This is a genomic window from Phycisphaerales bacterium, assembly GCA_016699835.1.
Classification (GTDB): domain Bacteria; phylum Planctomycetota; class Phycisphaerae; order Phycisphaerales; family UBA1924.
Genome location: CP064987.1, coordinates 339334 through 353774, shown reverse-complemented (window position 1 = coordinate 353774; position 14441 = coordinate 339334). Strand labels below are relative to the sequence as shown.

Here is a 14441-nt window from a genome sequence, read left to right as displayed (position 1 = left end):
CTAGGCTCTTGCGGGCCGGAGTGATCGCGATGGTGCGGTCCGCGGTCGTGCGAGGAGTGGTCACTGGCGATGGGTCGAGCCGCGTGCACGAAGGTATCGAAGGAGGCCACGGGTGGTCGCACGGTCTCGCTTCCGGTGCAGACGGATGGGCATCGCCCGCGCGTTGCACGCTCCAAGATGACGCGGTGGCGGTTCCTCGTGCTCGTGCTGGTGCACGTGGTCTTTGTGGTGCACCTGGTGCAGTGGTGGATGTCGGGGATGGGTGATGACGTCCGCGAGACGCTCAGCCCGATCGAGCCGTCGGAGTCGATGTTCACGCTCGAGTCGGGGCTCATCAACGCGGGGTTCGTGCTCTTTGCGCTGGCGATTCTGTCGACGCTGCTCTTCGGGCGGTTCTTCTGTGGGTGGGGATGCCACATCATCGCGATGCAGGACTTCTTTGGGGCGTTCCTGAAGAAGATCGGGATTCATCCGAAGCCGTTCCGCACTCGGCTGCTGTTGTTCATGCCGCTGGCGATGGGGTTGTACATGTTTGTGTGGCCGACGCTGAAGCGAGAGGCGGTGTGGCCGCTGCTGCATGCGATCGGCGGCACGAAACTCGTGACCTGGGCGATTCGATACCTTGGCTATCCCGTTCCGCGGCCCGAGTTCATCCCGCACTTCATGGTCGAGGATTTCTGGGCGACGTTCGCGCCGTGGTATATCGGGATTCCGTTTCTGGCGATCTGCGGCTTTGCCGTGGTGTACTTCCTGGGGAACAAGGGGTTCTGCACGTATGGGTGTCCGTATGGCGGGCTGTTCGGGCCGGCGGATCTGGTGTCGGTCGGGAAGATCGTGGTGAATGAGCGGTGCGAGGGGTGCGGGCATTGCACGGCGGTGTGCACGTCGAATGTTCGAGTTCACGAGGAGGTTCGGGATTTCGGGCAGGTTGTCGATCCCGGGTGCATGAAGTGCCTGGACTGCGTGAGCGTGTGCCCGAATGAGGCGTTGTCGTTCAAGTTTGGCAAGCCGAGTGTGTTCACGAAGCCGAGAACGGGGGCGGCGAAACAGCGTCGGCGTGCGGATCGTTCGGGGCTGTACGACGCGACCCTGGGCGAAGAGGCCGTGCTTGCGTTCGTGTTTGTGATCTTCACGTTCTTCGGGTTCCGCGGGCTTTGGGCGCAGGTGCCACTGCTCATGTCGGCGGGGCTTGGGTCGATCGCGACGTTTGGCGTGTGGAAGTTGTGGCGGGTCTTGACGACGCCGAATGTCCGGCTGTCGACGAGGCAGTTGCGGCTTCGCGGGAGGTTGACGCCGACTGGGATGGTGTTTGTGCCATGCGCGATCGGGCTGGCGTTGCTTGGGTTCTGGGGTGCGTGGGTTCGCTGGGAGCGGTACTTCGCGGGGTACCTTGAGTGGGACATCAAGCCCAACGAGGCGCAGGTCTTCTCGGCGTCGTACACGCCCGACCCGGACCAGGTGGCGTTAGCCGATCGGTCGTTGAAGCACTATTTGCGGTCGGCGTCGTTTGCTCGTGGCGGGTATGGGTGGACGCTTGATGTCGCGACGGAGCAGCGGGTGGCGTGGCTGCACGCGGTGGCGGGTCGGCCCAAGGAGGCCGAGGCGGCGATCGATCGCGCGATCGAGTTAAGGCTGGATGGCGTGCGTGACGCGTCATCGCTGGGGCCGCGCCGCGAGCAGCGTCAGTTGCTGGCGTCGCTCATTTATGACGCGGTGAAGTTACGGGTGATGCAGGGGCACACGCCGGCGCAGATCGAGGAGTTCGTGCGGGCGTGGGCCGAGCGTGAGCCGGGGATGGGGACGCTGTGGATGGATCTGGCGCAGAGCGCGATGCAGCGGCAGGACGCGGCGGCGGCGATTATCGCGATCGACAAGGGGCTGGAGACCGACACGGGGCCCAAGGGCGGGGCAGGGCTTACGGCGACCCGGGCGGCACCGATGCTGCTTTCGCTTGGAAAGAGCGACGAGGCGCTTTCGGCGGCCAAGGCGGCGGTGGAGGCCCAGCCCAAGGTGGCGGCCTTGCGGGCCAACTACGGGATGGTCCTCGCGACTCTGGGCAGGATGGACGAGGGGCTGGCGGAGACCCTCGAGGCCGCCCGGCTCGAAAGGCGGAATCCGTATTTTGCATTCCAGGCCTCGCAGGTCTTTCAGGCGATGGGGAAGTCGGCGGATGCCCAGATTTGGGCGGACAAGGCCGAGGAGTTGCAGAGTGCGCAGCAGGCACGTCACGACCGGGTCAGGAAGTACCTTGGAATCGCACCAAAATAGGATTGTGTTAGGGGTCGATGTTGAGGAGAATTCGGATCCGGGGGTTCGTTGGTGTCGAATCGAAGACCGAGCGGCACGCCGTGGTGCTGTATGTGTCGACATGGATGGTGCCGCGAGGGTCTCTGGGGCATTCGCCCACGAAGGAGTTCATGGCATGAAAAAGGCGTGGCTTGTGTGTCTGTTGGCAGGGTCGGCGATGTGCGGCGTGGCGCTGGCGACGGATGGCCCGGACGTGATCGTGGGTGATCTGCCGAATATCTCACGGTACAACACGGCGACATCGGAACCTCTGACGGCTCTGGCGGTGGGCACGACGTCGTGCAACATCGGGAACGCGCGCCTGAACTGGTTCCAGGATCCGGACAACCGGCACCCGACGATTGGGCAGAACTTGTTCCGGTATTCGGTGGTGGGCGGCGCGGGTCGCTTCGAACAACTGGGCCTGAGTTTCGTGAAGCACGGCTTCTTCGCCCTCTCGCAGTCGTTGTGCCTGCCGTGCAACGATCCGACCGATGGGACGGCGTTGGGCGTGGGATGTTCAGATCCGTACTCGTCCTCGTTGAACGGGCAGCAGTCCGGGCTTGGCCCGCGGAGCCAGGTGAACGCGGCGACAGGATTCTTCCCGACGGACTGGAACAGCGCGGCGAATCTGCCGTCGGCGTCGTGGCCGGCGTCCGGCTCGCTCAATCGGCGCCTGCAGGTGCAGAAGTCGGACCTCTTTCCGGCGACGAATGTCGGGGCGTCGTACTTTGTCGAGGGGCAATACATTGCCGCCGATGACACGGCGTCGCTCAACTCGTGGAACAACAACTCGTATCGCCCGGTCAACGTGACCCACTCGGTTTCGAGCGGCACGGACAACTTCACCTATGCTCTCTCGAGCACGACGCGTCGGCGGATGCCGGCGGTCGAGGCGTGGCGTCAGATGGACCCGACGGTGACGGTGGTCGGCTCGCCGTTCACGACGGCCGGCGACATGAACAGCGCTCCGGCGAACGCGACCGACGGCTACACGAAGATCCCCGGCGATGGGTACGTCGCGCTGGCCTACAAGGTCACGGACCTCGGCGGCGGGCAGTGGCAGTACGAGTACGCCCTGCAGAATATGACGTCGGACCGCTCGATCGGCTCGTTCAGCGTGCCGATGGGCGACTGCGCCCAGGCGACGTCGATCGGGTTCCACGACACGTTCCACCACAGCGGCGAGGCGTATTCCACGTCCGACTGGACCGACACGAAGACCGCGACGGAACTGACGTGGGCGACACAGTCGTTCGCGACGAACGCCAACGCGAACGCCATTCGCTGGGGGACGCTCTACAACTTCCGCTTTATCTCGAATCACGCCCCAGTCGATGGAAACGTGACGCTCGGTCTGTTTAAGCCTGGCGCGACGCCGAGCATCACGATCGCGGCAAAGGTGCCCGACGTGTGCACCGGCACGGTGTGCGTTGCTGACATGGACGATGGGACCGGAACGGGCACACCTGACGGCGGCGTGACGATCGATGACCTGCTCTACTACATCGGGATCTTCGGCGGCGGCTCGATCCAGGCCGATGTCGACGACGGGAGCGGGACGGGCACGCCCGATGGCGGCGTGACGATCGATGATTTGCTCTACTTCATCAATCGCTTCAACGCCGGCTGCTGATCGCGGTTGGAAACCTCATTGAATATGAGCCCCGGGGCGATTGCCTCGGGGCTTTGTGTTGATGGAGCATCGATTACGGGGAGACGAGCGCGCCCGCGAAGTGGGCCGCGAGGTCGGCGGCGAGGGCATCAAAGACGAAGACGCCTTGGAGGTTGGCGTCGAGGCGACGCTCGGCGGTGCGGAGGAGTTCGATCGCACCGGCGGCCCGCTCGGCGATGATGGGGTCACGCACCGAGCCTCGCAGGAGCGTGCGGAAGCGCGTGGCGAGGAGGCGGAGCATCCAGTCGGCGGCGGCGCGATTGGCGGCCTCCTTGCTCGCGTTGTCATGGGACTTGACCCAGGCTTCGGCCCACTCGTCGGCGAGTTTGGCCATCACCGGGCCGAGCGCGGGGTCGAAGGTGCCTCGTTCGAGCGCGGAGAGCGAGGGGTCGAGGGTAGCGACCCAGCCGGGGCTGCCGCTGGAGCCGAGGATGCCCGTCTTGAGGGCGAGGTCGAGGACGCCCGGCGAACCATCGGCGAAGGCGAAGGCCCACTGCTGGTCCTTGGGGGAGAGGCGCTCGGCGATGTCGGCGTGGGTCTTCAGCCAGGTGCGCATGGCGTCGGCATCGAGCGGGCGGAAGGCGACGCGCTGGCAGCGGCTACGGATGGTGGGGAGGAGCAGGTCTTCGGCGCTGGTGACAAGGATGAATGCCGTGCGCTCGGGGGGTTCCTCGATGGTCTTGAGGAGGGCGTTCTGGGTCGGGGCGTTGGTGGGTGAGCGGTCGAGGAGTTCGGCCTCGTCCACGATGAAGACCTTGCCGATGGGGGCGTCGTTGCGGACCGAGGGCGCGAGGTAGGCGGGGGTGATGAGGTGGGTCTCGATCACGTCCTTGGGGATGGTGATGAGTTTGGCGTCGCGGGTCTTGCGATCGGCGGAGAAGCGGGCGAGTTCTTTGGTGATGACGTGGAGGTCGGGGTGGGTGCCGGCGCGGAGGAGCGACTGGACGGGGCTGTCCGGGTCCGGCTCGATGTCGCCGGTGAGCGAGGTGCCGGTGGTCGGATCGAGGATGGCGGCGGCGAAGGCGAGGGCGGCGGTGAGTTTTCCGACGCCGTTGGGTCCGTGGAAGATCCAGGCGTGGTGGATGCGTTTGGAGCGGATGGAGGCTCGGAGAGTGTCGAGGGCTCGATCCTGGCCGAGGATTTCGCTGAAGGTGACGGCGGCGACGCGCTGTGTGCCAGAAGAGTTGGTCTCGGGCGGAGCGGGCGAATCGATGGTCTTGGGCGCGGACTTGCGGGCAGAGGTCTTTGGCGCAGATGCCGATTTGGACGAGGTCTTTGTCGCGGGTCGTTTCGCCATCGCGGCGTGCTCCGTCGTACGCGGTGGGGAAGGGGGGATGGATCAGAACTCTTCGCGGAACTCGCCGAACTCGTCGAGGCGCTTCTTCTGCTCCTTGATGTGGAGTTTCAGGCTCTCGATCTCGAGGCGGGTCTTTTCCATGACGGCGTCGTGGTAGTCGTGGCGCTCGAGGCGGGCGTTGACCTCCTGCTTGGCGAGTTGCAGTTGCAGGCCCAGCATCTCGATCTCCTGGCGCATCTTCTGGGCGGCGAGATCGTTGAGTTGGAGGTGCTGCTCGAAGGCCTTGGCGTCGCGGTCGTTGGGGACGGGTGGGGGGGCGGTGGATTCCATTCGCATCTCCCGCAGGGCCATCGCCTGGCGTCGAGAACGCTCTCTCAGATACGCGGCGAGAAAGACCAGGGCGAGAACGGCAAAGATGATGATGCCGGCCAGCCGCATGTCCGAATCGTTCGGCATGGGGGATTGTACGCTGGTCGTGCGAAACGCCCCGAGACCGTGGAGTTCCGGGGAGATCTACATGTTTCGGAGTTTGTTGACCGCGTTGAAGGCCGCGACTTTGTAGCACTCGGCGAGGGTTGGGTAGTTGAAGACGGTGTTGACGAAGTAGTCGACGGTGGCGTTGAAAGCCATGGCGGTCTGGCCGATGTGGATGAGTTCGGTGGCGCCGGTGCCCAGGGCGTGGACGCCGAGGATGGTTCGTGTCTCCTGATGGATGAGGAGTTTGAGGATGCCGATCTCGTCGCCAACGAGTTGCCCGCGGGCGATTTCCTTGTATTGGGCGATGCCGGCCTCGTAGGGGATGCCCTCGGCGGTGAGGCGTTCCTCGGTCCAGCCGACCATGGAGATCTCGGGGATGGAGTAGATGCCATAGGGAAGCGGGGCGGGGTTGGTGTCGCAACGCTCGCCGAACATGGCACAGGCGGCGAGGCGGCCCTGCTCCATGCTGGTGGAGGCGAGGGCGGGGAAGCCAATGACATCGCCTGCGGCGAAGATGTGCTTGACGGTTGTGCGGAAGGACTCATCGACGCGCACGCGGCCACGATCGTCTGCGGAGAGGCCCGCGGCACCGAGGTTGAGTTCGGCGGTTGCGCCCTGGCGACCGACGGCGTAGAGCAGGCTGTCGGCACGAAGGGTCTTTCCGGATTCGAGGAAGGCTTCGGCGAACTCGTCGCCTCGGGTCAGCGGGTTTCTGTCGCCTTTTTCGTAGCGAATGGAGACGACTTTCTCGCCCATACGAAGGGTCATGCCGGACTGGCGGAGGTGGTACTGGAGGGCCTCGGTGATTTCGGCGTCGACGAAGTCGAGGAGTCTGGGGCGTCCCTCGACGAGGGTGACGCGCACGCCGAGGGACTGGAGCATGCTGGCGTATTCGGTGCCGATGACGCCGCCTCCGACCACGATCATGGATCGCGGGAGGTGGGGCATGTGGAGGACCTCGTCGGAGGTGACGACGTTGACGTTGTCGAAGGGGATGGACTTGGGGCGCGAGGGCGTGGTGCCGACGGCGATCAGGAAGTGATCGGCGGCGATGGTGGTGGTGGCGTGGACGCCGACGGCATCGACGGTGTTGGCGTCGCGGAACTGGGCGACGCCGGTGATGATCTCGATGCCGTTGCTGTCGAGGTGACGCCGGCAAAGGTCGATCTCACTCTTGACGACCTCGTTGGAGGAGTCGAGGAGTTTCGCGAATGTGACGCCCTTGCCGTTGGTGAAGTCGTCGGTTCGGACGGCGACGCTGCCCCGGCCCAGGGCGCGGAGGATGGCCTCACGGAGGGCCTTGGAGGGGATGGTGCCGGTGTTGACGGCGACGCCGCCGACGACCTCGCGCTGCTCGACGATGCAGACACGCTTGCCGAGTTTGGCGGCCTGGATGGCACAACGCTGGCCCGCGGGGCCGGAGCCGATCACGCAGAGGTCATAGCGTTTTGTAGCGATTCTGGGACTCCTCGGCGTGGGGCTTTCGAATCACGGATCGGAAGGCGTCTCGCCCAAGGATCGCGTGGAACGCATGGTAGCCGAGAGCGGCGGGGATGGATCAGGCGGTGGTCACGCCGAGCGTGGTCGCGGCCTGGTCCTGGGATGAGGCGACCCCCGTGCCGCGCTCTTCGGCGAGTTTTTGCATGAGAAGGACCCAGGTCTCGCGCTCGTACTCGAGGAGTTCGATGACCTTGTCGAGTTTCTCGAGGTCACGGTCGTGGTGGGCGTCGATGAGTTGCGAGTAGAGGAAGGTGTAGAGGGCCTTGACGTTCTGGGCGAGTTCCGGCGCGACATCCTCGCGGATCGTGGTGAGCAACTCGAAAACGATGTTGCGGCACTGGGAGATGCCGAGGTAGGTCGCCTCGTGGTTGTGGGCGGCCATGCCGTCGCGCCCCTGGCGGGCGAACTTGATCGCGCCGTCGAGGAGCATGAGTCGTAGTTCCTCTGGCGAGGCCGTGAGCACGCGCGTGCGCAGATACGCGTTGGCGTTCCGTGCGGGCGTGCCAACGGCGGCGAGTTGATCGGTGAGGGAAGCGTTCTTTGGTATGGCGTTGTTCATGACCTAGGTGCTATCGGGCCGGGGTTGGCGAGAGTTCAGGGGTGGGGCGGGCCACGAACGGGGGATTCGACGTTACGGTGCGGTTGATCAGCCTCGGCCGAGCGACCCGAGGGCGGACTGCTGATTGCGGAGTTGGCCCAGGGTCTTCTCCATGGCGAGGAACTTGGCCTCCAGAACCTGGCGGCGTGAGACGAGTTTCGCATCGACTCTGGCGATCTGGTCGTTCTGGATCTTGATCTGGGCGTCCACGCCCTGGACGCGGAGAGTCAGCGTGCCCGAGGTGGAATCGACGTATTTCTTGGCGAGTTCCTCGAGTTGGACGGCGACGCCCTGGGTGGTCAGGGTGGACCCGAAGTTGGGGTTGCGGGCCGTGATCCCCGGGGAGATCTCGATGGTCTGGTCGCTGGCGATTTCGCGGGCGGTGAAGAGCGATTCGACACCCTGGGCGTCCTGGGCCATGGCGGCGTCGAAGCGGTCCTGGTTGATCTCGAGTTTGCCGCCGGTGCCGATGCGGATGCCGATGTCCTCGAGTCGGCGGAAGGTGCCCGAGGCGCCGACGATGGCGGACTGGACGGTGCGGTAGAGATCGTTTCGGAGATTGAGCGTGGTGCCGTCGCCGAGGAGCGCGCCCTTCTGCTCGGTCTCCTGGTCGTACTTGGTGAGTTCGGTGATTCTGGAGACGACGTCGTTGAAGGCATTGACGAAGGACTGGACGCCTTCGCGGACGGCGTCGGAGTCGCTGACGACGTTGACGGTCTCGGCCTGGGCCGTGGGGGCGCGAAGGTCGATCTTCACGCCTGGGAGCAGCGAGTCGATGCGATTGGAGGAACTGGTGACGGCGATGCCCCTCGCGGGGTCGCTCGCGCCGAAGAAGACGCGGGCGTCCTCGCCCTCGTCGAGGGTTTGGAAGCCAAAGTCGAAGGCGGAGGAGATGATCATGCGTCCCGCGCGGCCTTCCTGGGTGCTCGCGAGCGAGAGGCGGAAGGGGGCTGAGGAGGAGCCGTCGCGAATGACCGCGGCGCGAACGCCGGGGTTGGCGGCGTTGATCTTCTGGGCGACGGTCTCGAGATTGTCGGCGGCGCTGAGGGTGACGGTCTGCTCGAAGGAGCCATCGATGTGGTTGTCGGCGTTGGTGCCCGTGGCCTCGCCGAGGATGTTGAGGCGGCGGGCGACGGTACCCGTGACGTCTTCGACCTTGATCTTGACGGTTCCCTCGGCTCCTGGGGCGACGTTCTCGAAGAGTTCCAGCCCGTCGCCTCGCGCGTTGATGCGGGCGGAGACGGTGAGGTTGGCGGCGTTGATCTTGTCGATGAGTTGCCCGTAGGTGGAGGTTGCGTTGTCGATGGTGAACTCGGCGTTGGCGCCCTGGGAGTCGGTGATGCGGATGGCGCCGGTGCCGATGGCCTGGCCGGTGGGCGTGAAGAGGAGCGAGGACGATCGCGTGATGTAGCGGTGCTGGAGATTGGAGGAGTTGAGCGTGCTGGCGGCGACGCCTGTGGCGTCGGTGGAAAGGCCCAGGGACTCGGCAGAGTCGTCGCCGGGCGTGCCCTCGATGATGAGGTTGCTTGCGGTGGAGCCGGTGAGGTCGTTGACGATGAGGCCGGTGCCGTTGGAGTCGAGGGCGACACGGAGTCGTCCACCCGAGGCGCTCTGGATGGCGGCGATGACGTCGGAGACCGAGCCTTCGTCATCGAGATTCACGCTGAAGGCGAAGCCGTCGCGAGCGGTGATGTTGAGAGTCCCGTCACCTCCGACGCCTGTGCCGCCGCCGAGGTTTCGTGTGAGGGTGGAGTTGAGACCCGCGAGGATGCGACGGCCAGAGACGGTGGTGGAGGGGGCTGTGGGCGAGACGAGGCCCAGGTCCTCTGTCGTGTTCTGTCCGACGTAGTCCTCGAAGGAAAGGGTGAGCGTGCCGCTGGAGTCGGTGATGTCGATGCCGCCCGTAGTGGCGTTGATGGAGGCGACGACCTGATCGCCAAAGCCGTTCTCGACGGCGGCGGCCTGGAGGGCCTCGTTGATGCGATCAATGACGCCACCAACGGTCGAGACCTGGCCCTCGGTCTTGGTGAGGACATCGTCGATGGTCTCGTAGATGTCGCCGAGGTTGATGAGGACACTGGTGGTGGATCCACCGTCGTTGAGGTTGATCTTGAAGTCGTAGACCGATCCCGCGCCGACGCCGACGGTGTTGCGGATGCGGACGCCGTTGCCGTCATTGATCTGGGTGAGGGCGGTGTTGGCGCCGAGGGAGTAGACCTCGGAGCCGGTGATGGTGGCTGTGGCGGTTCCGGCGATGCCGAGGCTGGCGGCGGTGGTGGAGTTCAGGCCATTGGCGATGGTGAGGGAGCCGTTGGCGTTGTCGCGGATGACGAAGCGTCCGCCCTCGACGCTCGCGGTGACCTGGGCCGTGCCGTTGGCGTTGATGGCTTCGAGGACGTCGTTGACGGTGACGGCTCGCGAGAGATCGACGGTGGCGGCCCGATTGGCGGAGTCGGTGATGTTGATCTTGCCGCGGGCGATGCCGGCGCCGCCATTGAGGTCGGCGAGGGCGATGTCGCGATCGAGGCGGGCGCGGGCGGACTCGAAGGTGATCGACGAGGCGCCGACTGCGGTCGAGTTTGAGGTCACGAACCCGCGCGAGAGACGCTGCTGGGTCGAAACGAGGCGATCGACCAGGAGCGGGTAACTGCCGGCGGCGGCGGTGGCGTCGGCGGTGGCGCTCAGGGCGTCGGGGTTGGACGTGCTGACGCTCTTGGACTGGAAGATCTTGTCGGTGCGGAACGAGGAGATGGCGGTTTGCATCGCCGAGAGGCGTGAGTTGAGGTCGAGGTAGGCTGCGGAGGTCTGCTGGAGTTGGGCGATGCGACGCTGGGCCAGGACCTTGGGCCTGCCGTCCACGGCAAGGAGTTGGCTGATCAGGTCGGCGGAGTTGATACCGCTGAACAATCCGACGCCCGTGGTGATGCCGCTCATAGAACCTCCGTGTCCGACACTTGATCAGGCCGCGCGCTTCTGCGGGATGCGTTGTGGGATAAAGGTGGGACGTGCCGCAAGCACCCACCGGCGACGATCCTGCTTTCCTCGACTCCTCGAGGCCGGGAAGGGACATGTTGACTCGTCGGCGTCGCGCGCGCAGGGGAGATCGAGGCCGTTGCCGCGTAGCCGCAGGACGTCCATGGCCCACTGCGACAGCACGCGGTCGAAGAGCCGCTTGGCCTCCTGCTCGATCTGATGCCCCGATTCCATCTCGACCGCGTCCTCCGCCGGATGGGAACGCTCCGCAAGCGTGGAGCCATCCGCCTCGATTGGATCGGCAGAAATTGGTGGGTCGCTCAAGAGAGATCCGGGGGGTTGTCGGACGCGTACAAAGACCTGACCCCGGCAAACGAACTTTGCGCTCGTCTGAGGCGAAGAATGCCCAGTTGGAGTGCCGATAAGCGCAGTCTTGGCCATGTCACATCCCCCATCACAGACCGACTCAACGTCCACAAGCCGGGGTTTCCGGAATTTGGTGGGAGGGTTCAGCGCGATCGTGTTTCTCTCGTCGGTCGCGGCATGGGCAGCGGCGTTCACGCTCAGCACGACTCCGGCGTGGCAACTGCTTGGGTTTGAGGCCGTGTCGTTCCTCGCGGGGGTGATCGGAGTGTTGTGGGGGTTCGGACGATTGCGGACCGGGCCGGCGATGACGCTGATGTGCCTGGGAGCGACGATCGTGGCCGGCGCGTACTTCGCGAATCTGGGAGCACTCGGGCAGATCGAGGTCGCGGGACGGGATCAGGGGATCTCGCTTCGGCCGTATCTCCTGGCTCGGCTCGCGATCGGCGTGATTTTCCTGGTTGTCTCCGCGTGGATCACGGTCTCACGAATGCCCTCGTCGATTTCGCTGCTCATGCGTGCGGCGGTGTGGGGCGCGCCCCTTGCGATCGGCGGCATCGTGTGGAAACTCAAGGGCGTGTCGATCTCGTCGGCGTTGGACTCCTGGCCGGGCTGGGCGAGCGTCGGCCTGTATGGCGTGCTTGGCCTTGTGGGAATCGTGTGCCTCACGGTCTGTGGACACTGTGTGCTCAAGGCCTTCGAACTCGCGAGCGAGAAGGCGATCCCGGACGGACGGGCCTAAGACGAGCGATTGGCGTTGAAAATGTTTTTAGAAGAGCGCCGGGCCGTCGTTGTCGACGCGGACGAGTTTGCCGTTGACGAGTCGCATGCGGAGTTTGTTGCCCGATCCGGCCTTTGGCTTTGGCTCGCTCTTCGAGGTCGGCGAGGCGGGTGCGGCCTTTGTCGTGGATTTCACGGTCGTGGGCCCTGGCTTTGAAGCGGACTTGGACTTGGGATCTGTGCTTGGAGGAGTCGACTTGGAGTTGCGTGTGGGCTTTTCGGCACGCCCGGAGGGTGATGCACCACGGCTCGGCTTGGTCTCGAAGAGTTCGTCGTCGTCGGCCTTGGCGAGCGAGGCGACCTTGAGGCGGGCACGCTCGGCTTTGGAGGACTCGAGCGGATTGGAGGGCGTGGAGTCCGAGTCAACGACGCGGCGTTGGTTCTGGGAGTCTTTGTACTCGCCGCGATCGACGATGATGACGCCGTCGTCGTCGGGGGCGTCGTCCATCCTGGCCTTGACGATTCGGCCCTCGTCGTCGAGTTCCTGGTCGGCGATGGCGGTGTGCTTCTTGGCCTGGGCGAGGAGGGCGTCGTAGAGGTTCTTGGCGTCGGTGCCGTTGATCGCCTCGACGGCCTTGGCGATCTCGCCGATGTATCGCTCGAAGACGTCGCGTCGCATGGACTCGCGTTTCATCTTCGCGCGCTTCTTGAGATAGGTGCCGAGTTTTCGCCCGCATTCCATGAGGGCGAGTTTCATCTCCTTTCGGATCTCGTCGTAGTCGGCGATGGCCTCCTTGGACTCGCTGGTGAAGGGGACCCAGACGCTGGCCATGTGGACCATGACGACGAGCGGGCCGACGGGGGCGGCGGTGCGGGGCTGCTGGAGGTCGTAGTTTTTCCAGTTGGTCTCGACGACGGCCTTGAATGACGAGCACGCCGACTGCTGGTAGAGCAGGGGCACGCGGTTGGCGAAGCGGATGACGCGGGCCGAGTCGTCGGCGAGGAGGTCGCCACCGAAGCCGATGGCGGCCTCGATGAGGAAGGGACGCCCGCGATAGATCGCCGCCTCGCGCGACGACGCCGCGTAGAACTCGGCCTTGACTCCTTTGAGCAGCCCGGCGAGGAGTTGGCGGACGCCGATCGGCGCGAGGCAGTCGGTCGGCGGCGGCGGGAACTTGGCGTCCTGGAACTCGCGGTAGAGTTTCTCGGCGAGGGCGGAGTCGATGTCGCCGACTTTGGTGCGGCTCGTGACGCCAATGGCTTTGCAGAGTGAGCCGGCGGCGGCGGGACTCACGCGGCTGAACTTGTCCTGCAGGACGGTGTAGAGCGTGGTGCCCGGTTTTTCGATCTCGGCCTCGCGGAGCATCTGGATGAGGATGCCGAGTTCCACGCCCTTGGGATGGGGCTGGATCTCTTTGGTTTCCGGGGGGAGTTCGTGGATGGCGCGGGGGAAGACGGTGACGCCGCCGGTCTCGGTCGTTTCGATGGTGGTGGGGATCGAGGCGGTGACGGGAGAATCGGCATCGGGCTCCGAGTCATCCTTCTTCGCCGAGGAGCGTGTGATGAGCTCGTCCTCCTCGTCCGGGGCTGACTCCTTGCTTGGAGGGACGAAGACGATGCGGGCGTGGGGGTTGGCGATGGCGGTGAGTTCGAGGAACTCGTCGACGCTGCCGCGGCCTTTCTGGTACTTGCCCTCGAGTTCGAGGCTGACGCTGGTGCCGGTCTCGTGGTCGTCGTCGCCGAGCATCTCGCCGAGAGCGGCGAGTTCCTTGGTCCCCTTGGTGAGCGAGCGGAGGCGCCTAGGCGGGAAATCGTCGGTCTCGACGTCCACCGTGACCTCGGCGCGGTTGGTCTTGGTGTTCATCGCGAGTTCGATGTGGTGGGCGGCGGCGGATTTCTTCGGCTTGGTATGGATGACCATCGGCTTGCCGGTGGTGATCAGGCCGTACATCCCTGCGGCGGAGATGCCGATGCCCTGCTGTCCGCGGCTCATCTTGAGACGATGGAACTTTGAGCCATAGAGGAGACGCCCGAAGATGTTCTCGACCTGCTTTCGGACGATGCCTGGCCCGTTGTCCACGATGGTGACGCGGTAACGCCCGCTCTTGCTGGGGCCGGTTTTCTTCTTCGATGTGGCGTCGTTGGATGTGGCTGGGGCGTCCTCGAGATCCTCAATGACGACGGTAATGTGGGGGAGGATTCCCGCCTCCTCACAGGCGTCGAGAGAGTTGTCGACGGCTTCCTTGACGGTGGTGAGGAGGGCCTTTCGCGGGTTGTCGAAGCCGAGGAGGTGGCGGTTCTTGGCGAAGAACTCGCTGACGGAGATGTCGCGCTGCTTGAGCGCCATCTGCTCGGCGGTGGAGCCGCGGGAGGGCTTGCGCTGGCCCGCGTCCGGGGATGGCGAGTCTGTGTCCAGATCCCGAGATTTCGACTTTGTGCCACGACCCGCCGCGCGCTTCGCCATCGATCCATCCTTCTTGGTTGTTGTCCGCTCGAGCACGGCGTCCATGGCAGCCCTCCCTGGCTCGCAAAGGGTGGATGATAGAGGGTCG

General features: G+C 65.0%; 10 protein-coding genes. 3 read left to right on the top strand and 7 right to left on the bottom strand.

Going from position 1 to position 14441, the window contains the following annotated elements; translation table 11 throughout:
- The first annotated feature begins 69 nt into the window (after positions 1-69).
- Together IPK69_01445 and IPK69_01440 are read left to right on the top strand one after the other, a co-directional pair.
- Complete coding sequence (locus tag IPK69_01445) at positions 70-2268, top strand: tetratricopeptide repeat protein (GenBank protein QQS09318.1); 2199 nt, start codon at positions 70-72, stop codon at positions 2266-2268.
- Between the two features lie 154 nt (positions 2269-2422).
- Positions 2423-3922 (top strand): hypothetical protein, encoded by a 1500-nt coding sequence (locus IPK69_01440; GenBank protein ID QQS09317.1) that lies wholly within the window; start codon positions 2423-2425, stop codon positions 3920-3922.
- A 73-nt stretch (positions 3923-3995) separates the two neighbouring features.
- On the opposite strand, the gene IPK69_01435 is transcribed toward IPK69_01440, so the two are convergent.
- The 6 genes from IPK69_01435 to IPK69_01410 all read right to left on the bottom strand — a co-directional run bounded on the left by IPK69_01435 (position 3996) and on the right by IPK69_01410 (position 11130).
- Positions 3996-5258 carry an AAA family ATPase gene (locus IPK69_01435; protein ID QQS09316.1) on the bottom strand — a complete coding sequence of 421 codons (1263 nt, stop codon included), beginning with the start codon at positions 5256-5258 and terminating at the stop codon, positions 3996-3998.
- 42 nt (positions 5259-5300) lie between these two features.
- The gene (locus tag IPK69_01430; GenBank protein ID QQS09315.1) at positions 5301-5714 is read right to left on the bottom strand and encodes a hypothetical protein; all 414 of its coding nucleotides are present in this window, start codon (positions 5712-5714) and stop codon (positions 5301-5303) included.
- A gap of 57 nt (positions 5715-5771) precedes the next feature.
- Positions 5772-7193, bottom strand: coding sequence for a Si-specific NAD(P)(+) transhydrogenase (gene sthA / locus IPK69_01425; GenBank protein ID QQS10387.1), 1422 nt, complete (start codon positions 7191-7193; stop codon positions 5772-5774).
- A 100-nt stretch (positions 7194-7293) separates the two neighbouring features.
- A complete protein-coding gene (fliS, locus tag IPK69_01420) occupies positions 7294-7794 on the bottom strand; it encodes a flagellar export chaperone FliS (GenBank protein ID QQS09314.1) in 501 nt (166 codons plus the stop codon).
- An 87-nt stretch (positions 7795-7881) separates the two neighbouring features.
- Complete coding sequence (gene fliD / locus IPK69_01415) at positions 7882-10767, bottom strand: flagellar filament capping protein FliD (protein QQS09313.1); 2886 nt, start codon at positions 10765-10767, stop codon at positions 7882-7884.
- A gap of 24 nt (positions 10768-10791) precedes the next feature.
- Complete coding sequence (locus tag IPK69_01410) at positions 10792-11130, bottom strand: hypothetical protein (protein QQS09312.1); 339 nt, start codon at positions 11128-11130, stop codon at positions 10792-10794.
- Between the two features lie 175 nt (positions 11131-11305).
- On the opposite strand from IPK69_01410, the gene IPK69_01405 reads away from it, so the two are divergent.
- A complete protein-coding gene (locus IPK69_01405) occupies positions 11306-11911 on the top strand; it encodes a hypothetical protein (GenBank protein ID QQS09311.1) in 606 nt (201 codons plus the stop codon).
- A gap of 27 nt (positions 11912-11938) precedes the next feature.
- Here IPK69_01405 and IPK69_01400 read toward each other — a convergent pair whose 3' ends face one another.
- Positions 11939-14398, bottom strand: a complete 2460-nt coding sequence (locus IPK69_01400; protein ID QQS09310.1) for a DNA topoisomerase VI subunit B — start codon at positions 14396-14398, stop codon at positions 11939-11941.
- Positions 14399-14441: the final 43 nt, after the last annotated feature.